Here is a 19,539-nt window from a genome sequence, read left to right as displayed (position 1 = left end):
GACCGAGCACTGAGGAGACCTGCATGAACATCGTCGACTGGGCGGTCAGCGCGATGGACGCCATGGGCGCCCTCGGCCTCGCCCTGCTGATCTTCCTCGAGAACGTGTTCCCGCCGATCCCCTCCGAGGTGGTCCTGCCGCTCGCGGGAGTGGCGGCGGCGGGCCCGCAGCACAGCTTCGCGGCGATGCTTCTGGCGTCGGTCGCGGGCTCCCTGCTCGGGGCCTGGCTGCTGTACGGACTGGGGCGCCTGCTGGGCCCGGTACGGCTGCGGACCATCTTCCTCACGCTGCCGCTGCTGCACGTGACGGACTACGACAAGACCGTCGCGTTCATGGACAAGCACGGGAACAAGGCGATCTTCTTCGGGCGCATGGTGCCCGGCGTGCGATCCCTGATCTCCATCCCGGCGGGTCTGTACGCGATGCCGCTGTGGAGCTTCAGCCTGCTCACCGCCGCCGGCAGCGCGATCTGGAACGCGATCTTCCTGACCATCGGCTACTCCCTGGGGAGCAACTGGATCGTCATCGAGCCGTACACCGGTCTCTTCTCGAACGTCGTCTACGCGATCATCGCGCTCGTGGCGCTGGTCTTCCTGGTCCAGCTGATCCGCCGCGAGGTCGCCCGGCGCCGACTCGGCCTGCCGGACCCCGATGAGGTACTGCTCGAGCAAGAGCAAGAGCAAGAGCAAGAGCAAGAGCAAGAGCAAGAGCAGGAACAAGTGCAGGAGTGGGCGCAGGAACAGGAGCAGGCGCAGGAGCAGGAGCGGACGCAGGAACAGGGCGATCTGGCGGACGGCACCGGCCACGGAACCGAGCTCTCCCGATGACCCCGTCGGCCGCCGATCCCTCGCGCACGAACGAGATTTCAGAGACGTCGGAGACCTCCGAGACCTCCGAGACACCCGTGACGTCTGAGGCCCCCGAGCGCGCTGTCGGCGTCGGCCCGCATCCCCTGCCCTGGCCGGAGGGAGAGCACTGGGATCCGGATCTGCTGCAGCACGGGGACCGCCGCAACGTCGAGGACCGTTTCCGTTACTGGCGGCGCGAAGCGATCGTCACCGAGCTCGATGCGCACCGCCATGATCTGCACGTCGCCATCGAGAACCTCGAGCACGACGCGAACATCGGCTCGGTGGTGCGCACGGCGAACGCCTTCGGGGTGGGCGCCTTCCACATCGTCGGCCGGCGCCGCTGGAACCGTCGCGGGGCGATGGTCACCGACCGCTACCAGCACGAGGTCCACCACCCCGACGCCGCAGACCTCATCGCCTGGGCCCGCGAGAAGTCCCGCCCGATCGTCGCGATCGACCTCGTCCCCGGTGCGATGCCGCTCGAGCACACGGCCCTGCCGCGCAATGCACTGCTGGTCGTGGGGCAGGAAGGGCCGGGTGTGAGCGCCGAGATCCTCGCGGCGGCGGACCTCGTCGTGGGCATAACGCAGTTCGGATCCACTCGCTCGATCAACGTGGCCGCAGCCGCCGCGATCGCCATGCACAGCTGGATCCTGCAGCACGCCGAGATCCCCGACGGCCCCGTGCGCTGAGCGCCGCCCAGGGCGGGTTGTCCGCGTGGGACCTTCGACCCGGGGCAGTCAGGCGCACTGTGGAACAATGAGAGGGATCGAACGACCCTGCGCCGTGTTTCCGCACTGCCGGTCGTCTCAGACTCTCTTCAGCGAAGGAGAATGCCTCATGGCAGTCGCAACCCCGGATCAGTACGCAGAGATGATCGACCGCGCGAAGGCGGGCAAGTTCGCCTACCCGGCGGTCAACGTCTCGAGCTCCCAGACCGCCATCGCCGCCCTGCAGGGCTTCAGCGATGCGAACACCGACGGCATCATCCAGGTGTCCTTCGGCGGTGCCGAGTACCTCTCCGGCTCCACGGTCAAGGACCGTGTCGCCGGTTCGCTCGCGCTCGCCGAGTTCGTGCACGCGGTGGCCAAGAACTACCCGATCAACGTCGCGCTCCACACCGACCACTGCGCCAAGGAGGTTCTGCCCACCTGGGTCGAGCCCCTCATCGAGTGGGACCTCGAGAACCGCGTGAAGAAGGGCCTGAACCCGCTCTTCCAGTCGCACATGTGGGACGGCTCCGCCGTGCCGGTCGACGAGAACCTCGAGATCGCCGAGCGTCTGCTGGAGAAGTCCGTCGAGGCCAAGAAGATCCTCGAGATCGAGGTCGGCGTCGTCGGTGGCGAAGAGGACGGCGTGCAGGCCGACGTCTCCAACGACAAGCTCTTCTCGACCCCCGAGGACGGCCTGAAGACGGCCGCCAAGCTCGGCCTGGGCGAGCGCGGCCGTTACCTGACCGCTCTGACCTTCGGCAACGTGCACGGCGTGTACAAGCCGGGCAACGTCAAGCTGACCCCGTCGATCCTGCTGGACATCCAGAAGGCCGTCGGCGCGGAATACGGCAAGGACATGCCGTTCGACCTCGTCATGCACGGCGGCTCCGGCTCCTCCATCGAGGAGATCCAGACCGCGGTCGACAACGGTGTCATCAAGATGAACATCGACACCGACACCCAGTACGCCTTCACCCGCCCGGTCGTCTCGCACATGTTCGAGAACTACGACGGCGTCATGAAGATCGACGGCGAGGTCGGCAACAAGAAGGCCTACGACCCCCGCGCCTGGGGCAAGAAGGCCGAGGCCGGACTGGCCGCACGCCTGGTCGAGGCAGCGGAGAACCTCCGCTCGGCCGGCACCCACGTGTGAGCAGTCGCGAGCTGATCTGCCGTTAGGCAGGCCCAGCACGACACGGAACCCCGGAGCTTCGGCTCCGGGGTTCCGTCGTTCCTGGTCCGCCGTTTTCGGGGGCGTCGGTCCTGGCCCGTGGTCCCTGGCCTGTCGTTCCCGGGCCCGTCGTTCCTGGCCCGTCGTCGCTGGGCCCGTCGTCCCTGGGTCGGGTCCGGCGTTGGCGTTGGTGTCGGCGTGGGCGTGGGCCGGGTGGGCATTCGGGGTGGTGGTCGCGTCGCCGATGGGCCGCTGGTGATGTGCACGGGTTATATCGCCAGTGCACCTCACCATTGGCCCGCCGGTGACACGGGAGCACGCTGGCGCCGTGGGGGCTCGCCGTTCTCGGCCCCGTGGTCCCTGGTCCGCCGTTCCCGTGGCAGCTGTCCCTGGTCGGGTCCGGCGTTGGCGTTGGCGTTGGCGTGGGCGTGGGCCGGGTGGGCATTCGGGGTGGTGGTCGCGTCGCCGATGGGCCGCTGGTGATGTGCACGGGTTATATCGCCAGTGCACCTCACCATTGGCCCGCCGGTGACACGGGAGCTTGCCGGAGACGCGAAAGCTTGCCGGAGACGCGGAAGCTTGCCGGTGACACGGGAGCTCGCTGGCGCCGTGGGAGCCCGCCGGAGACTTGGCGGTCCGCGGGAGACGCGGCGCCCTGCTGGGGCGTGGGAACGTGTCGGCGACACAGCCCCGATCGTCTCGACCCGCTCATCGGAGCCGTGGGGCACGGAACCTGTCAGTGCTGCGGGGACCCGTCAGTTCTGGGGGAACCCGTCAGTTCTGCGGCCGCTCATTGAACTGGAGCTTGTGCCCATCGGGGGCATCGACCGTCGCGTACGTCCCCCAGGGCTCGCGCGTCACCTCGGACGTCCTCGCACCTCGCGCGCGCAGTTGCTCGACAGTCGCTGCGACGTCATCGGCGGCGAAGGTGAGGTACGCGCCCTCACCGGGCTGCTTCCCGAACGCTGCGGCGGCAGCCAGGACGAGGGATGTCTGAGCGCCGGACGGCCTGACCTCCAGCCATCGCGAATCCTCCTCCATCTCGGCGTCCATCACGACGTCGAAGCCCAGGACGTCGCGGTAGAACTCCAGAGCTGAGTCCTGGTCGCTGACATAGAGGATCGCGGAGGCCACCGAGGTGATCATTTCTGGATGCTATGCCGGTCGATGCGGAGCCGCAATGGCGGAGCTGCAATGCAGGAGGTCGAACCGCCGCGCTTGACCGCCGACCGCCGCGCTTGACCGGCGACCACCGCGCGTGACCGCCGACCGCCACGAGTGGCTGTCGACCGCCACGAGTGGCCGCCGACTATCGCGAGTGGCCGTCGAACCGCCGCGAGTGACCGCCGACCATCACGAGCGACGACGAGTCACCAGCGGTTGCCCGCGGCGCGGCCCATGACGCGCTTGAGCGCGGGGAGCACGTCGGCGAGGAAGATGCCCGAGATGATCACGCCCGCGAGCATGAACAGCATCGAGGAGCCGCCCCGGCCGATGGGGTAGGGCAGCGAGAGGAAGCCGAGCAGCATCGCCACACCGGTCAGCACGCACCAGAACACCTTCGTGCGCTTGCTGGCCGCCACATAGGCGTCCGCGCGGAAGCGCAGTGCGTTCACGAAGGCCCAGATCTCGACGGCGAGCAGGGCCAGCGAGAGCACGAGGAAGATCCACATCTGGATGGCAGCGATCATCGGGACAGGATACGGGGAGCGCCTGGACGGCTCCCGGGCGCGGTCAGCGTCGGCGGGTCGGATCGGAGCGATCGGTGATCAGCAGCTCGATCGCCTCCGTGGTCGCAGGCGGTTCGAGGGCACGCATCTCCTGGGTCATGGGGCGCGGGCCGATCGCATCGCCGTCGGCGACGACCACCAGGCTGGGCAGGAACTGCTTGGCCTCCACGGAGGTGAGTCCTGTGGCCTGCAGCAGGTCGATCGCGAGGGAGCGCAGCTGGATGGCGAGCGTGACGCCCTCGAAATGTCCGGCTCGGCCGGGTCGGACGCCCTCGTCGTTGCGCAGCAGCATCTCCGGGGTCAGATAGGACGAGTACAGCCGAAGCTTCCGTCGCGCCTCGGTGAAGTCGACGGCATCGTGGGTGACGGCGGCGCTCAGCTCGGTGACGGCATCGCGGGCGGCGAGCAGGGCGTCGGCGAGGGTGGAGTGGGCGTCGCCGTGCACGGCGTCGAGGAACTCCGTCTCGCGCCGCGCGATCACGCGCATGTTGCGCATCGCCCGGTCCGAGCCGATCAGCAGGTGCTCGAGCCGGCCCACGTCGCCCGCGTGGCGCAGACCGGATGGAGCGAAGGTCGCCATCTCGTTGGCGACATCGTTGGCGAGCTTCCACTCGTCGGTGTACTTCTGGGACGTGTCCCGGACGGACACGAGCGCCGCCTGGGCCACGTCGCGATCGCCGCTGCGGGCGGCCAGGGCGAGCGAGACCAGGGTGTTCTCCAGCTCCCGGTAGAAGGAGATCGCGGCCTCGCTCTGCAGGCGCCGCGGATCCCCGGACAGCAGCAGGTGGACGATGATCGCGACCACCACACCGGTGACCGCATCGAGCACGCGCCCGCCGGGAGTCATCCCGGGAGTCATCGGCATGATCATGACCAGCAGGGACTGGATCGTGGTCTGGAATCCGAACAGGTTCGACTTGTCGATGAAGCGGGCGAGCATCCCGGCGCAGAACACGACCACGAGGATCTGCCAGGTGCCCGAGCCGAGCAGCTGTCGGGCGATCTCTCCCAGCAGCACGCCGAACATGACGCCCGACGCCATCTCGACGATCTTGCGCATCTTCTTCTCGATGCCGAATCCGATGATCACGAACGCGACGATCGAGGAGAAGAACGGGAACTCATGGCCCCACAGCAGGCTGCTGAGCATGTAGGCGCAGCCGGCGGCGACCGCGGCGCGGCTCACCGTGAGCACGTCGTGGCGCCCGCGGGACAGCCCGGTGGTGAACCAGTCCGCGACGGCCGCGCGGGCGTTCTCCAGCTTCCTGCGGCGAGGCGAGGGGGCGGCGGGACTCATGGGCGCACCGGATCCTCGAGCCGCATCTGCAGCAGCTCGGGCAGGTCGAAGGAGTCTCCGTCGCGGGCGCCGCGACCCACCACCAGCGGTGCGGGTCTCGGCTCCGGAGTGGCTCCCTGGAGGCGTGAGCGCAGGCCGCCGTCGACCCGCATCACGTAGTAGCGACCCTCGGTGTCCACCGCGAGGGTGCGGTCCTTCTTCAGGTACCAGCCCTCCAGCGCAGTGCGGATCGTGCCGGGGCCGGCGTACGGCTTCGCCCGGAGGGGGACCGGTGCGATCCCGGCCTCACGGAAGCGCGTGATCGCCTCCCGGATCATCGTGGTCGCCTTCTCGTGCTCCGCCTGGCGCGCGGCGCGCAGCGCCTGCTCCTTGGCCTCGAACACCTCCTGGCGGTGTCGGGTCCAGTCCTCCTGGTCGCCCTGTGCACTCATGATCGCCATTCTTCCAGGTCCGTGTCACCGATGCGGGTGGGAGCCGTGGGGACGGCGTGCACATGATGTGGCGGATCCTTGACCCCGGAGGCGTCGGCCACACCGGCGTGCCCGCCGACGACGCCGGCTGCGCCGGACAGCGGCACCGTCCGCCCCCGACGCCCGACGCCTGACGTGCGGGGGAGGAGGTGGCGGGGTCCGGTGCGCTCAGAGCCTCGCGGTGGCGGGGCGTGCGCCGTGCTCGCGCGAGAGCACGATCGGCTCCTGGCTCGCATCGATCCACGAGGCCGTGGTCTCGCCGTCGGACGAGCTCATGAGCACCTGGACCGACAGGCCGGCGTCCAGGGGGACCGCGCGCCGCACCACGGCGAGGGCGATCGGGCCCAGGTCGGCGTGCAGCGCCGCGGAGGTGACGGTGCCGACGACCTTGCCGTCGCTGTTCTCCAGTCGCACTTCCCCGCCGGGGGCGACGGGGATGTCCTGGGAGCCGTCCAGGTGGAGCATGACCAGGCGGCGCGGCGGCTGGCCGAGGTTCAGCACCTTCGCAACGGTCTCCTGGCCGCGATAGCAGCCCTTGGTGGTGTGCACGGTGGTGCGCAGCAGGTCGAGCTCGTGGGGGATCGAACGCTCGTCGACCTCGCGTCGCGCGCGGGCGCGGTGGTCGGCGATGCGCAGCGCTTCCCAGGACGTCATCCCGGCCAGGTGCTCTGGCTTCCACGGCAGGTCGGCGAGCGCGGCGGCGTCCAGCACGGTGAGCACCGCACCCACCGGATCCTCCGGGTCGGGACCGTAGGCGATGCCGCCCGGTGCGACCTGCGGCCAGGGCTCGGACCAGACGGCCGCCGGCTCCGGCAGCCCCAGCTCGGGGAGCACCTCGGAGGCAGGGGCGAGCGCGCCGACCACTCGCAGGTCGTCGCGGTCGGTCAGCTCGACGCGCGCCGCGAAGCGCATCATCTCGAGGTACTTCCGCAGGCCGGCGCGGCAGTCGGCGTCCAGCACCAGCAGCACGGCGTCCTCGGCGCTGATCACCGCGGAGGCCAGGTGCTCGACGCGGCCCGTCGGGGAGAGCACGGCGAGGCTGGAGGAGGAGCCGACCGGGGTGCCGGCCAGCACCTGGGAGGTGGTGGTGGTCAGCCAGGTGCGGGCGTCGGCGCCGCTCACCTCGAGCACCTCGAACTGGCCGAGGTCCACGACCGCGCGATGGTTCAGCAGTCGGCGCTGCTCGCGCAGCGGGGCGCCGTAGTGGGCGGGCACGGCGGCGTCGGGGCCGTCCCCGAGCACGGCGCCTGTGCGCAGCAGCGGATGGATGTCCCGCGAGGGGTCAAGCACGGTTGAGCTCCAGAGAAAGGTAGGGAGCCATGGTCGGAGCATCCGATGCGGTGCTCTCGGCTCCCTCGGTGGTGGGCAGACGCTGCTCCCACAGCCACATGAGGCGGCCGCTGATGTACCCGAACATGCGGGTTGCAGTCACCTCACGTCGGCCGGGAGCGGAGTGGGCGAGCTGGACGCGAGGCCCGCGGACCTCACCGGCCCAGGTCTCCTCGCTGCCGTCCTGGCGGGTGAACTGCGCCTGCAGGGAGTGCGACAGGAAGGCGGCGGGGTCGCCGGGCTTCGCGGCGCGGGCCGCGGCGATGTCCTGGCCCGGCAGCGGATCGCCGACGGTCCAGATGCCGTCCTCACGCATCAGCAGGGTGCGCTCGCCGGTTCCCGCAGGAGCGGGCGTCGAGTCGTCATCCCGCGCGAAGACGCTGGTGGGAGGCAGGGGAGCGGCTTCGTCGACCTCGTGGATCGTGGAGCGCCAGGCGAGGGTGCCATCGTCCTGTGCGGTGCAGACCAGCTGCTGTTCGATCCGTCGATCAGGGGCCTCGTCGTCCCCGGGCCGTTGGACGGCGCCTTCGCCGGACCAGGTGCCGATCAGCCAGGCCAGCGGGTACAGCGACTCGGGCAGTGAGGTGTCCAGCGAGATGGGCATGGGAGTCCCGGGGCCGATCAGCTGGAGAACAGGCGCGTGAGCACGAGGAGGGCGAAGGCCAGGGTGCCGAGGCCCACGAGGACCACGAGGGCGATGAAGACGAGGGAGAGCGCAGACATGTCCCCGAGTCTATCGCGCCGCCGCGCTGTGCGAGGAAGGCGCGGGACCGGCGGATCACAGGCACGGAGGAGTGCTGGAGCAGGCACACGGAGCTGGCGACCAGGGCGCCAGCGGATCAGGGGAACAGCGGTTCAGGGGAACAGCGGTTCAGGGGATCAGGGGATCAGGGGATCAGGAGCGCGGCGAGGTGGGCGACCACGCCCACGGTGGCCACGGGCACCGCGCCCACTGCGAGGGAGGGCAGCGGCTCCTTGGCGACCAGTGAGGAGCCCACCAGCAGCTGCGCGCAGGTGGAGCCGACCGCGACGAGCACGCCCACGGCGATCGCGAAGGGCAGGGCGACCCCGGCCAGCGCGATCGCGAGCGCCGCCGTCACCGCGGTCCCGGCGGCGAAGGACAGCGCCAGGCGCACCCAGAAGGGGAGGGGGGTGGCGTTGAGCAGCAGGGTCGTCGCCAGTCCCAGGGCGAGCGCGGCGATCACAGCGGATCGTCCTGTGGCGACGGCCTCCGTCTGGGCGAGGGCCCAGCAGGCGGCGGTGCCCGAGACGAACACTCCGGCGACGGTCCCGGTCAGGGACGCGGTGAGGTCGCGGCGCTCCGGCCGTAGCATCTGCTGCACGAAGGAGGCGAACACTCCGACGGCGCACACCATCACCACCCCGGACATCGGGGTGAACCGTTCGGGGGTGAGGACCGCGAGCGCGGCTCCCACGATCCCGACCGCGCTGATCACGATGGCGGTGCCCCGGGGGGAGGGCAGCTCGAGCAGGGACGGCCAGGCGACGCCGACCAGCAGGGCGAGCACGCCCACGCAGATCGCCATGAGGACGGGGGAGAGGCTTCCGGTGAGAGAGACCAGGGCCAGCAGGAGCGCCAGGGCAGCGCCCAGCGGGGCGCGCTCGGGAGCGGTCATCGTGCCTCCCTAGCACTCGGTTCCGGTCTCTTGATCGCCGCCGACGGACGTGGTCGGTCGGGCGCTACAGTGGCAGTCTACGAGCGCCCGCCGGTCGGGGGCACACTCAGCGACTCCCTTGAGCCCCGGAAGGACCCCATGATCACGACGGACGCTCTCTCGCCCGCCCACCATGACGCCGTCCGTGACCTGCTCGATGCGGTCACCGCCCACGACGGGATCAGCCCTCTGGACGAAGCGGCACGTCTCGCGCTGGTGGGAGGCACCGCACAGCATCTGCTGTCTCCCGTCGACTTCGGTAACGGCACCGATCACGCCGGTCGGGCGGCGGCCGAGGCGGCCGACGAGGGCGCGCTGGCCGGTTACGTCAGCGTGCTGGAGGACGGGACCGTGCAGGGCATGGTGCACCCGGAGCACCGTCGGCGCGGGCACGGCACGGCTCTGCTGCGCGCCGCCCTCGCGCTGCGGCCCGACGCCGGGGTCTGGGCGCACGGCGCGCTCGAGGCCTCCATGGCATTCCTCTCCGCGGCGGGCCTGCACGAGACCCGTCGGCTCCTGACCCTGCATCGCCCGCTGGATGCGGCCCATCCGGTGCCTACCGTGCCCGCGCCGACGCTCGAGGGGCTGCGGTTGGACACCTTCGACGTCGAGCGCGATGCGGACCGCTGGCTCGAGGTCAACGCTCACGCCTTCGCCGATCACCCGGAGCAGGGAGCTCTCACCCGCTCCGACCTCGATCAGCGCATGGCCGAGCCGTGGTTCGACCCCGAGGATCTGCTCGTCGCCCGGGTGGACGACGAGCTCGTCGGCTTCGTCTGGGTGAAGCAGGAGGCCCCGGTCGGGACCGCCGATGCCGACGACAGCAGCGACAACGGGGCCGGCCGCGACAGCCGCGACAACGGGGCTGGCCGCGAGAACCCGGCCGGCCGCGACAGCCAGAACGTGGTTCCGCAGGACGCCGAGATCTATGTGGTCGCCACGGCGCCCTCGGTGCAGGGTCGCGGCGTCGCCGGATACCTGCTGGCCACTGCGCTGGAGCGACTGCACGAGGCCGGAGTTCCCGGTGTGGAGCTGTACGTCGAGGCAGACAACACGCCCGCGCTGCGCCTGTACGAGACCTGGGGATTCACCGTCTCGGGTCGTGACGTCCAGCTGCGCGCCGCGGGAGAGGGCTGAATCGTGCAGGTCGCCCCGGGGAAGTCGCCGCCCGTGCTCGCGGCGGGAGCGCTCGCCTGGCGCGAGGGCAAGAAGGGCACCGAGGTGCTGCTGGTGCACCGTCCCCGCTACGACGACTGGTCGATCCCCAAGGGGAAGCTCGACAAGGGGGAGACGTTCCCCCAGGCCGCGGTGCGCGAGGTCGCCGAGGAGACCGGCTATCGGGTGCGGCTGCACCGTCCGCTGCCCGCCTCGGTCTATCGACTGCCCGATGGGCGCAGCAAGATCGTCCACTACTGGTGCGGCACCGTACGGGCGAAGCTGGCGCCGGGACCGGAGGACGCCTCGGAGATCGACGAGGTGCGCTGGGTGCGTCTGGACACCGCCGAGAAGCTCCTGACGAGGCAGGGCGACCTGGTCTGCCTGACCGCGCTGCGCCGTTTCCAGGACGATGACGAGCTGCGCACCGTGCCGATCATCGTGCAGCGGCACGGGGCGGCGAAGTCCCGGGCGAAATGGCGCAAGGGCGAGAAGAGCCGGCCGCTGAACTCGAAGGGCCGCAAGCAGGCCCTGGCTCTGCCCCCGCTGCTGGATGCCTTCGACCCGAGCAGGGTCGTCAGCAGTCCGTGGAAGCGGTGTGTGAGCACGATCGAACCGCTCGCCCGGGAGGGCGGTCTCGCGCTCCGCACGAAGGATGAGCTCACCGAGGCCGGGCACGAGGACCATCCCTCCCGCACCCGCGCAGTGATCGAGCGGGTGCTGCACGAGGGCCAGGCGGCCGTGGTGTGCACCCACCGACCGGTGCTGCCCACGGTGATCGAGGCGGTGCGTGAGGCGTCCCAGCAGGGCGCTGCGCTCGAGCTGCCGCGCGAGAACCCGTTCCTGGCCGCGGGGGAGGCGCTCATTCTGCACACGACCTCGAGAGGTCAGGTGGCAGCCGTCGAACGACATCTGCCGAACATCGACTGAGCATCCAGGCGGCTGAGCGCCCGTCGCGGTCGAGCCCTGCGGGAATCGACGACGGGAATGGCCTGACGGACTGGCTGGACGGGGAGACCGGAGCTGCGGGACCGCGGGTTCTGCGCCGCCACGGGACACATCACGGGACACCATCGGAATCTTCCACGAAGCGCGGCTGAGCGCTTCGACCAGTACACGCGAGAGAACGTAGGGGACGAGCATGAGCACGAATGATGGATACGGCCCGTTCGGAGCCCCTGACGACTCGGGCCCCGACAGCTCCGGTGCCTACGGGTCGGGCGGCGGCGACGCGGGGTCGTACGCATCGGACTCCTACGGGGCAGGGGCAGGGTCCTACGGATCCGGCACGTACGACGGAGGCGCCTACGGGTCCGGCACTTACGGCGGTGGCACCTATGGATCGGGCACGTACGACGGGGGCTCCTACGGGTCGGGCACGTATGGCGGTGGCACCTATGGGTCGGGCACCTACGACGGAGGCTCCTATGGGTCGGGCACGTACGACGGAGGCTCCTACGGGTCCGGCACCTACGACACGGGCCCCTACGGATCGGGGCCCTACGGATCAGGCCCGCACGGCTCCGCTCCCTCCGCCTCCGATCCGTATGCGGCCGCGAGCAGCAGCGAGGACCCGTACGCAGCCGACGCTGTGTCGGCCGACGACTTCGGGCCGGAGTTCTCGAGCTCCTTCAGCAGCGGGAGCACCGGTCCGACGGCGGCGGTCCCGATGCCGACCGGCGGACCGGTGCCCGTGTACAGCCAGGGGTCGTACTACGGGGGCCAGTACCTGCCGCCGGCACCGACGTCGGGACTGGCGCTCGCCGGATTCATCGTGAGCATCGCCTCGCTGATCGTGTGCACCGGGCTGCTGTCCCCGGTGGGCCTGGTGCTGTCCATCCTCGGGATGCGCGATACCTCGCCGACCTCCGGGACGGGCAAGGGCGGCCGCGGTTTCGCGATCGCCGGACTCGTCATCTCGATCCTCGGGACCCTCCTGGTGGTGGCGTACATCGGCTTCTTCGTGCTGATGGCCGTGCTCGGATCGGCCTCCTCGACGTACTGAGACGGTCGCGGCATCGCCGCTGATCCACCCGGCACGACCGTCGGGCCGTCAGGAACGGTCCGACGGTCCGTCATGCCGTCATGCCGTCGTGCCGTCGTGCCGTCGTGCCGTCGTGCCGTCGTGCCACCGCCCCGGCGCCGTGCCTCCGCCCCGCCGCCCGCCCGCCGGTCGCCGCGACCATAATGTGACCTGATCGTACTTACGTTCTGACCTGCAGGTTCATGGGCCCTGACCGGCTGTTCACCTGGAGTTCATGCAAGAACGGGTGCGGCGTCATCTGTGCTCCTTAGCGTCTGCGACGTCAGGATCCCGCACGATCTCGCACCTCATCTTCCTGGGCTCAGGCCCCGAAAGGACTTGCAGTGAACGTTCGCAAGAACCCGCTCGTCTCCCTCGCCGCGCTCGGCCTGGTCGGCGGGCTCGCCCTGACCGCCTGCAGCGGCAGCTCGGACGCCTCCGGGGAAACGTCCGACGGCGGTGCCTCCTCGGGCGGCTACGCCGAGCTGAGCGGCAACCTCGCCGGCTCCGGCGCCTCCTCCACGCAGAACGCGCAGACCGCATGGACCGAGTCCTTCATGGGCCTCGTCCAGTCCGAGGGCGGCGACCTGCAGGCCACCTACGACCCCACGGGCTCCGGCACCGGCCGCGAGCAGTTCCTCAGCGGCCAGGTCCAGTTCGCCGGCTCCGACGCCGCCCTGACCGAGGAGGAGCTCGCCTCCTCCGCCGAGCAGTGCAACGGCGAGCAGGCCATCGACGTCCCCGTGTACGTCTCCCCGATCGCGGTGGTCTTCAACCTCGAGGGAGTCGACGACCTGAACCTGTCGCCCGAGGTCATCGGCGGGATCTTCGCCGGCGACATCACGAACTGGAACGACCCCAAGATCGCTGCGGACAACCCCGATGCCGATCTGCCCGACCTCGCGATCGTCCCGGTGCACCGCTCCGACGACTCGGGCACCACCGAGAACTTCACCGAGTACCTCTCCGAGACGGCGCCCGACGCCTGGACCGAGGGACCGGTCGAGACCTGGCCGATCGAGGGCGGGCAGTCCGGTGACGGCACCTCCGGCATGATCTCCACCGTCGAGGGCGGCAACGGCACGATCGGCTACGCCGACGCCTCCCAGGCAGGCAACCTCGGCATCGCCGCGGTGAAGGTCGGCGACTCCTTCGTCGAGTACAGCGCCGACGCCGCCGCCAAGGCCGTGGACGTCTCCCCGCGCGCCGAGGGCCGCGAGGACGACGACATCGTCTTCGACCTGGATCGCACCACCACCGAAGAGGGCGTGTACCCGATCGTCCTCGTCTCCTACCTGGTCCTGTGCGGCTCCTATGCCGACGCCGCCCAGGGCGACGCGGTGAAGGCCTACGCCTCCTATATCACCTCCCAGGAGGGCCAGCAGGTCGCTGTGGACAACGCCGGCTCCGCCCCGCTGACCGAGGAGCTCTCGGACGAGGCGCAGAAGGCCATCGACGGCATCACCGTCGGCTGACCTGCGCTTCAGCACACGGGCGTGCTGTCGGGACGCATACGTCCCGGCGGCACGCCCGTCTCCGCCCCACCCCATCGATCCGTCCTGAGGAAGGTTGCCCGTGAGCACGACTGAGGTCACGCCGGACACCCACGAAGGGTCCTCCGTCTCGCTGCAGAGCTCCCGCCGCCGCCTCGGCGACTCGGTGTTCTCGGCCCTGAGCGTCGGGTCGGGACTGCTCATCTTCGTCACCCTCGCCCTGGTGGCGATCTTCCTGACCACCGAGTCGATGCCCGCGGTGATGGAGAGCAGGGAGGCGACCGGCTCCGCATCGGACTTCTCCCTGCTGGAGACCACGCTGCCGCTCGTGTTCGGCACCGTCCTGGCCGCGGCGATCGCCCTGGCCATCGCGATCCCGGTCTCGATCGGCATCGCCCTGTTCATCTCGCACTACGCACCCCGACGCCTGGCCTCCACGCTCGGCTACCTGATCGACCTGCTCGCGGCCGTGCCCTCCGTGGTCTACGGCCTGTGGGGCGGGCTGTGGCTGGTGCCCCGCCTGGAGCCGCTGTACCTGTTCCTGAACCAGACCCTGGGCGCCTGGCCCACCTGGCCCGGATTCGTGCCCTGGGTGGGCGGCGACCCGGTCATCGCCCTGTTCGCCGGCGAGCCCCATGCGCCGATGCGCAACCTCGCCTCCGCGGCGATCGTGCTGGCGGTGATGGTCCTGCCGATCATCACGGCCGTGGCCCGCGAGGTGTTCCTGCAGACCCCGCGCCTGCAGGAGGAAGCCGCGCTCGCCCTGGGCGCGACCCGCTGGGAGACCATCCGCACCGTCGTGCTGCCCTTCGGGCGCAGCGGCGTGGTCGCCGCCTCGATGCTCGGTCTGGGCCGTGCGCTCGGCGAGACCATGGCCGTGCTGATGATCCTCGCCCCCGGGGCGACCTTCTCCTTCAGGATCCTCGAGGTCGGCATGCACCAGTCCATCGCGGCGAACATCGCCTCGAAGCAGGCGGAGGCGTCCGGCACCGAGATGTCCCTGCTGATCTTCACCGGTCTGGTGCTGTTCGTGCTGACCTTCCTGATCAACGCCGTCGCCCGTTGGATCGTCGCGCGCAGCGGCGTCAAGAGCTGAGGCCACCATGAGTTCCCCCTCCACCTTCGAGAACGTCTCCCTGCTGCGACCGGGCGAGGAGCGCCGGCTGCCCTGGTACCACCTGGTGGTCACCGGCCTGGCGGGCCTGCTGGTCGCCATCGCCCTGCTGGCGATCTTCGACGTGCTCACGGTGCCCAGCGCGATCCTGCTGGGCTTCGTGCTCCACCTGCTGTTCGGCTACACCTACTCGCGGATCCGGGAGGGACGCCGCTGGGCGATGGACCGCCTGATGACCCTGGTGGTCATCGGCGCCTTTGCGATCGCGATGTTCCCGCTGTTCTCGCTGCTGTGGGCGGTGGTCGGCAAGGGCCTGGTGCGCGTGATCGCCGCAGCCCCCACCCCGTTCGCGTTCTGGACCGCGGACATGTCCGGCGTGATCGGCGGAGCCGACGCCGGCGGCGTGTTCCACGCGACCGTGGGCACGCTGCTGATCACCCTGTGGGCCTCGATCATCTCGATCCCCGTCGGCCTGTTCACCGCGATCTTCCTCGTCGAATACGCGCACCACGGCTGGCGGCGCCGGCTCGGCCAGGGCGTCACCTTCCTGGTCGACGTCATGACCGGCATCCCCTCGATCGTCGCTGGCCTGTTCGGCCTCGCCGTGTTCATCGCGTTCATGCCCGACCAGAGCGTGCGCATGGGCATCATGGGCGCCGTCGCGCTCTCGCTGCTGATGATCCCGACGGTGGTGCGCTCGAGCGAGGAGATGCTGCGTCTGGTCCCGATGGACCTGCGGGAGGCGGCCTACGCACTGGGCGTGCCCAAGTGGCTGACCATCGTCAAGGTCGTGCTGCGCACTGCGATCGCGGGCCTGAGCACCGGCATCACCCTGGCGATCGCCCGGGTGATCGGCGAGACCGCCCCGCTGCTGCTCACGGTCGGCATGGTGACCTCGGTGAACTGGAACATGTTCGACGGCCGCATGGCCACGCTGCCCACGTTCATCAATCAGCAGTACCGCGCCGGCAGCGCGAACTGCATGAGCGACACCGTGACCAACCCCGTGAACCAGGAGGTGTACGCCTGCTCGATCACGACGAACATCGATCGTGCCTGGGCGGCCGCCCTCACCCTGATCGTGATCGTGATGATCCTGAACATCATCGCGCGCCTGATCAGCCACTACTTCTCCCCGAAGCTCAGCCGCTGAGCGGCAGCCCCCTGCGAAAGGACATCTGATGGCAGCGCCCCAGCCCATCAACGTCGAGGACCTCAACATCTACTACGGCGACTTCCTCGCCGTGGAGGGCGTCGACGTCCAGATCCGGCCCCGCTCCGTGACGGCGCTGATCGGCCCCTCCGGCTGCGGGAAGTCGACCTTCCTGCGCACCCTGAACCGGATGCACGAGGTGATCCCCGGCGCGTACGCCGAGGGCACGGTCGAGATCAACGGCCAGAACATCTACGACTCCCGCGTCGACCCGGTCAACGTGCGCCGCCGCGTGGGAATGGTCTTCCAAAAGGCGAACCCCTTCCCGACCATGTCGATCCGCGACAACGTGCTGGCCGGCGTGAAGCTCAACAACCGCCGGATCTCCAAAGCCGCGGCCGACGAGCTGGTGGAGCGGTCGCTGACCGGCGCGAACCTCTGGAACGAGGTCAAGGACCGCCTGGACAAGCCCGGCATGGGGCTCTCCGGTGGTCAGCAGCAGCGCCTGTGCATCGCCCGGACCATCGCCGTGGAGCCCGAGGTGGTCCTCATGGACGAGCCCTGCTCGGCGCTTGACCCCATCTCCACCCTCGCGATCGAGGACCTCGTCCACGAGCTGAAGGAGGAGTACACGATCGTGATCGTCACGCACAACATGCAGCAGGCCTCCCGGGTCTCCGACCGCACCGGCTTCTTCAACATCGCGGGGACCGGCAAGCCCGGCCACCTCATCGAGATCGACGACACCGACACGATCTTCACCAACCCGACCAACAAGCAGACCGAGGACTACATCTCCGGCCGCTTCGGCTGATCGGCCCCCGGGGAGGACCACGGACGTCAGACCGTGGGATGACGTCGGGACCGGGATATCGATCCCGGGGCCGACGCGCGAGGCGGGGCCCGCGGACGAGTCTTGGACACATGAACAACGCGCCCCACACCCACCCCGCCCCTCCGGCCGCCACCCCCTCTCCCGAGCCGACCCGCTACGCGTCGGCCCAGACCGTGCCTGCCGCGGACCCGTCGAACCCTCGCGCACAGCCAGTACAGCCCACGCAGCCCGCACCCGCACAGCCGGCACAGCCCACGCAGCCTGCGCCGACGGGCCCGGCCGCCATGCATCCGGCCCCGGTCCTCTCGGCCCGGCGTCTGGTCATGACCTACGGCACGCAGGGCACCGCGACCCACGCGCTGGACGGCGTCGACCTCGACATCGCCCGTGCCGATTCGCTGGCCGTGATGGGACCCTCCGGCTGCGGCAAGACCACGCTGCTGCACATCCTCGCCGGGATCCTGCGTCCCACCTCCGGCACCGTCCGGCACGACGGCACGGACCTCTCCTCGCTCGGCGACCGCGCCCGCACCCGCATGCGCCGCCAGGACTTCGGCTTCGTCTTCCAGGACGGCCAGCTGCTGCCGGAGCTCACGGCGCTGGAGAACGTGATCCTGCCGCGCATGCTCGCCGGCATCTCCCGTCGGACCGCCGCTGCGGACGCACGCAGCTGGCTGGACCGCCTGGGGCTGCAGGGGATGCACGACCGTCGGCCCACCCAGCTCTCCGGCGGCCAGGCCCAGCGCGTGGCGATCGCCCGGGCGCTGGCCGGACGGCCCTCGGTGGTCTTCGCCGATGAACCCACCGGCGCCCTGGACCAGACCACCGGCCAGTCCGTGCTGCAGATCCTCGTGGACACCTGCCGCGAATCCGGCGCGAGCCTCGTGATGGTCACCCATGACGCGAAGGTGGCGGCCGTGTGCCGCCGCACCGTCGCCATGCGCGACGGCCGTATCGCGCAGGAGTTCGTGCGCCCGGCCGACGCCGCGACCGAGACTCAGGCGGTGGCCCGATGAGCGCCCTGCTGCAGTCCGCCCCGCTCCTGCTGCGTCGCCGCGGCGCGCTCGCCGACATCCTGCCCGTCATCGCCTTCACCGCGGCGACCGCGATCACCGCGACGGTCGTCGGCGGCGCCGCGGCCTTCGTCGGCCGCCTCCCGGAGGGGAGCACCCCGATGACGGGGGAGGCCTCGATCATGGGCTTCCTCGTGCTGTGCGCGATCACGGCTTCGGTGCTGCTGGTGCCCAGCGCCGTCGGCCTCGGCGGCTCCGCCGCGCGGCTGTCCCTCGCCCGCCGCGAGAAGGACCTGGCCACGATGCGTCTGGTCGGCGGGACCAGCGGCCAGGTCGGATCCCTCGCGGTCCTCGACGTGGTCGGCCAGTCGCTGCTCGGCGCCGTGCTCGGCCTCGGCGCGCACGTCGCCGTGACCCCCGCCCTCACCGGTCTCGATTTCGGGATCACCCCGTTCACCGTCGCCGATCTGCTGATGCCGTGGTGGGCCTACCTGGTCCTGGTGGTCGCCCTGGTGCTGATCGCCGCGGGCTCCGCGGCGGTCGCGCTGACCGGCGTGGTGCTCAGCCCGCTGGGCGTGGCCCGCGACTCCCGCGTGGTGCGGATGTCCGTGATCCGCGTGGTCCTCTGGGTGGTCCTGATCATCGGCTTCGTCGGCTTCATGCAGGTGGGCACCACCCTCATGGGGCAGAGCGGCGGCGGTGGCGCGGCCATCGCCGTGATGGTGCTGTTCATCGCCGCGATCGTCGCCGGACTCAACGTGGTGGGCCCCTTCATCGTGTGGGTCACCGCGCTGCTGCTGGCGAGGACCGCGCCGATCCCGTCGCTCATGGTGGGCGCCCGGCGGCTCGCCGGGGACCCGCGAGCGGGCTGGCGAGCCGTCTCGGGCATCACGTTCGCTCTGGTGATCGCCGGGTTCCTCACGATGATCGCGGCCTTGGGCACGGGCGAGAACCCGGACGAGATCATGATGAACACCGCGATGTCCACCGGCGGGCTGCTCACCCTCGGCATCGCCGCGGTGCTCGCGGCCGTGAGCACCGGGGTCACCCAGACCGCCCGCGTCATCGACCAGGCCCCGCGCCTGCGCGCCCAGCACATCGCCGGCGCCGAGGTGGGGCAGCTGCACCGGGCACGGCTGGCCGAGATCGCCGTGCCTGTGGGGCTCAGCTCGATCCTCGCCACCGGCACCGCCCTGCTGGTGATCTCCACGGTCATCGGCGGCGCCCCGAAGGACGCGACGATGCTGGTCCAGTACCTGGCCAGCGTGGTCGCCGCCTATGCGGTCGTGATCGCTGCCGTGCTCGTGGGAACGCCTCTGGTCAAGCGGTACGCGAGGCGCGCCGCCTGAGCCGCGACCGCGCGCATGCGCCGGAGCACTCCCTCGCACGATGACCACGTGCGTTCGCCGGAGCGTTCCCTCGGACGACGACCGCGTGCGGGCCACGAGGTCGGCGGCGGGCGGCCGGTCCCTTCCCGGGCCGGCCGCCCGCCGTCGTGCACGACGTGATCCGCCGT

19 protein-coding genes are annotated in these 19,539 nt (G+C 70.4%); 12 read left to right on the top strand and 7 right to left on the bottom strand.

Going from position 1 to position 19,539, the window contains the following annotated elements; all coding sequences use genetic code 11:
• Positions 1-23: 23 nt before the first annotated feature.
• From CIK81_RS15875 to fbaA, 3 genes are all read left to right on the top strand, one after another.
• Entirely contained in the window at positions 24-827 is an 804-nt protein-coding gene (locus tag CIK81_RS15875) for a DedA family protein (protein ID WP_114355881.1), read from the top strand.
• 77 nt (positions 828-904) lie between these two features.
• Positions 905-1,543 (top strand): TrmH family RNA methyltransferase, encoded by a 639-nt coding sequence (locus CIK81_RS15870; RefSeq protein ID WP_241964219.1) that lies wholly within the window; start codon positions 905-907, stop codon positions 1,541-1,543.
• A 148-nt stretch (positions 1,544-1,691) separates the two neighbouring features.
• Entirely contained in the window at positions 1,692-2,717 is a 1,026-nt protein-coding gene (gene fbaA / locus CIK81_RS15865; RefSeq protein ID WP_096165264.1) for a class II fructose-bisphosphate aldolase, read from the top strand.
• A gap of 792 nt (positions 2,718-3,509) precedes the next feature.
• On the opposite strand, the gene CIK81_RS15855 is transcribed toward fbaA, so the two are convergent.
• From CIK81_RS15855 to CIK81_RS15820, 7 genes are all read right to left on the bottom strand, one after another.
• Positions 3,510-3,881 (bottom strand): VOC family protein, encoded by a 372-nt coding sequence (locus CIK81_RS15855; RefSeq protein ID WP_096196286.1) that lies wholly within the window; start codon positions 3,879-3,881, stop codon positions 3,510-3,512.
• 224 nt (positions 3,882-4,105) lie between these two features.
• Positions 4,106-4,426 carry a DUF2516 family protein gene (locus CIK81_RS15850; protein ID WP_096165261.1) on the bottom strand — a complete coding sequence of 107 codons (321 nt, stop codon included), beginning with the start codon at positions 4,424-4,426 and terminating at the stop codon, positions 4,106-4,108.
• Between the two features lie 43 nt (positions 4,427-4,469).
• Complete coding sequence (locus tag CIK81_RS15845) at positions 4,470-5,762, bottom strand: aromatic acid exporter family protein (RefSeq protein ID WP_096165257.1); 1,293 nt, start codon at positions 5,760-5,762, stop codon at positions 4,470-4,472.
• Positions 5,759-6,193 (bottom strand): hypothetical protein, encoded by a 435-nt coding sequence (locus CIK81_RS15840; protein ID WP_114306063.1) that lies wholly within the window; start codon positions 6,191-6,193, stop codon positions 5,759-5,761. The genes CIK81_RS15845 and CIK81_RS15840 overlap by 4 nt, the downstream gene beginning before the upstream one ends.
• Before the next feature lie 207 nt (positions 6,194-6,400).
• Complete coding sequence (locus CIK81_RS15835) at positions 6,401-7,522, bottom strand: folate-binding protein YgfZ (protein ID WP_241964218.1); 1,122 nt, start codon at positions 7,520-7,522, stop codon at positions 6,401-6,403.
• The gene (locus CIK81_RS15830) at positions 7,515-8,165 is read right to left on the bottom strand and encodes a heme-binding beta-barrel domain-containing protein (RefSeq protein WP_096165253.1); all 651 of its coding nucleotides are present in this window, start codon (positions 8,163-8,165) and stop codon (positions 7,515-7,517) included. Before CIK81_RS15830 ends, CIK81_RS15835 begins: the two co-directional genes overlap by 8 nt.
• A gap of 283 nt (positions 8,166-8,448) precedes the next feature.
• Complete coding sequence (locus CIK81_RS15820; RefSeq protein ID WP_114305995.1) at positions 8,449-9,198, bottom strand: hypothetical protein; 750 nt, start codon at positions 9,196-9,198, stop codon at positions 8,449-8,451.
• 138 nt (positions 9,199-9,336) lie between these two features.
• On the opposite strand from CIK81_RS15820, the gene mshD reads away from it, so the two are divergent.
• The 9 genes from mshD (at position 9,337) to CIK81_RS15775 (ending at position 19,372) form a co-directional block, all read left to right on the top strand.
• A complete protein-coding gene (gene mshD / locus CIK81_RS15815; protein WP_096165249.1) occupies positions 9,337-10,374 on the top strand; it encodes a mycothiol synthase in 1,038 nt (345 codons plus the stop codon).
• Positions 10,375-10,377: 3 nt separating this feature from the next.
• Complete coding sequence (locus CIK81_RS15810) at positions 10,378-11,322, top strand: NUDIX hydrolase (RefSeq protein WP_096165247.1); 945 nt, start codon at positions 10,378-10,380, stop codon at positions 11,320-11,322.
• Between the two features lie 211 nt (positions 11,323-11,533).
• Positions 11,534-12,397: a DUF4190 domain-containing protein gene (locus tag CIK81_RS15805; protein ID WP_096165246.1), complete on the top strand. Its 864-nt coding sequence runs from the start codon at positions 11,534-11,536 to the stop codon at positions 12,395-12,397.
• A 362-nt stretch (positions 12,398-12,759) separates the two neighbouring features.
• Positions 12,760-13,890, top strand: coding sequence for a phosphate ABC transporter substrate-binding protein PstS (gene pstS, locus CIK81_RS15800; RefSeq protein ID WP_114355880.1), 1,131 nt, complete (start codon positions 12,760-12,762; stop codon positions 13,888-13,890).
• A gap of 100 nt (positions 13,891-13,990) precedes the next feature.
• Complete coding sequence (gene pstC, locus CIK81_RS15795) at positions 13,991-15,004, top strand: phosphate ABC transporter permease subunit PstC (protein WP_114305993.1); 1,014 nt, start codon at positions 13,991-13,993, stop codon at positions 15,002-15,004.
• Between the two features lie 7 nt (positions 15,005-15,011).
• On the top strand, positions 15,012-16,175 hold the full coding sequence (pstA, locus tag CIK81_RS15790; protein ID WP_096165241.1) for a phosphate ABC transporter permease PstA: 1,164 nt from the start codon (positions 15,012-15,014) through the stop codon (positions 16,173-16,175).
• 28 nt (positions 16,176-16,203) lie between these two features.
• Positions 16,204-16,989, top strand: a complete 786-nt coding sequence (gene pstB / locus CIK81_RS15785) for a phosphate ABC transporter ATP-binding protein PstB (RefSeq protein WP_096165239.1) — start codon at positions 16,204-16,206, stop codon at positions 16,987-16,989.
• A gap of 305 nt (positions 16,990-17,294) precedes the next feature.
• Positions 17,295-18,026 (top strand): ABC transporter ATP-binding protein, encoded by a 732-nt coding sequence (locus CIK81_RS15780; RefSeq protein WP_096165237.1) that lies wholly within the window; start codon positions 17,295-17,297, stop codon positions 18,024-18,026.
• Positions 18,023-19,372 carry an FtsX-like permease family protein gene (locus CIK81_RS15775; protein WP_114355879.1) on the top strand — a complete coding sequence of 450 codons (1,350 nt, stop codon included), beginning with the start codon at positions 18,023-18,025 and terminating at the stop codon, positions 19,370-19,372. Before CIK81_RS15780 ends, CIK81_RS15775 begins: the two co-directional genes overlap by 4 nt.
• Positions 19,373-19,539 lie beyond the last annotated feature (167 nt).

It is taken from the genome of Brachybacterium sp. JB7, assembly GCF_003335205.1.
GTDB classification, from domain to species: Bacteria; Actinomycetota; Actinomycetes; order Actinomycetales; family Dermabacteraceae; genus Brachybacterium; species Brachybacterium alimentarium.
The sequence above is the reverse complement of the archived record's forward strand: the minus strand, read 5'-3'. Positions and strand labels throughout refer to the sequence as shown.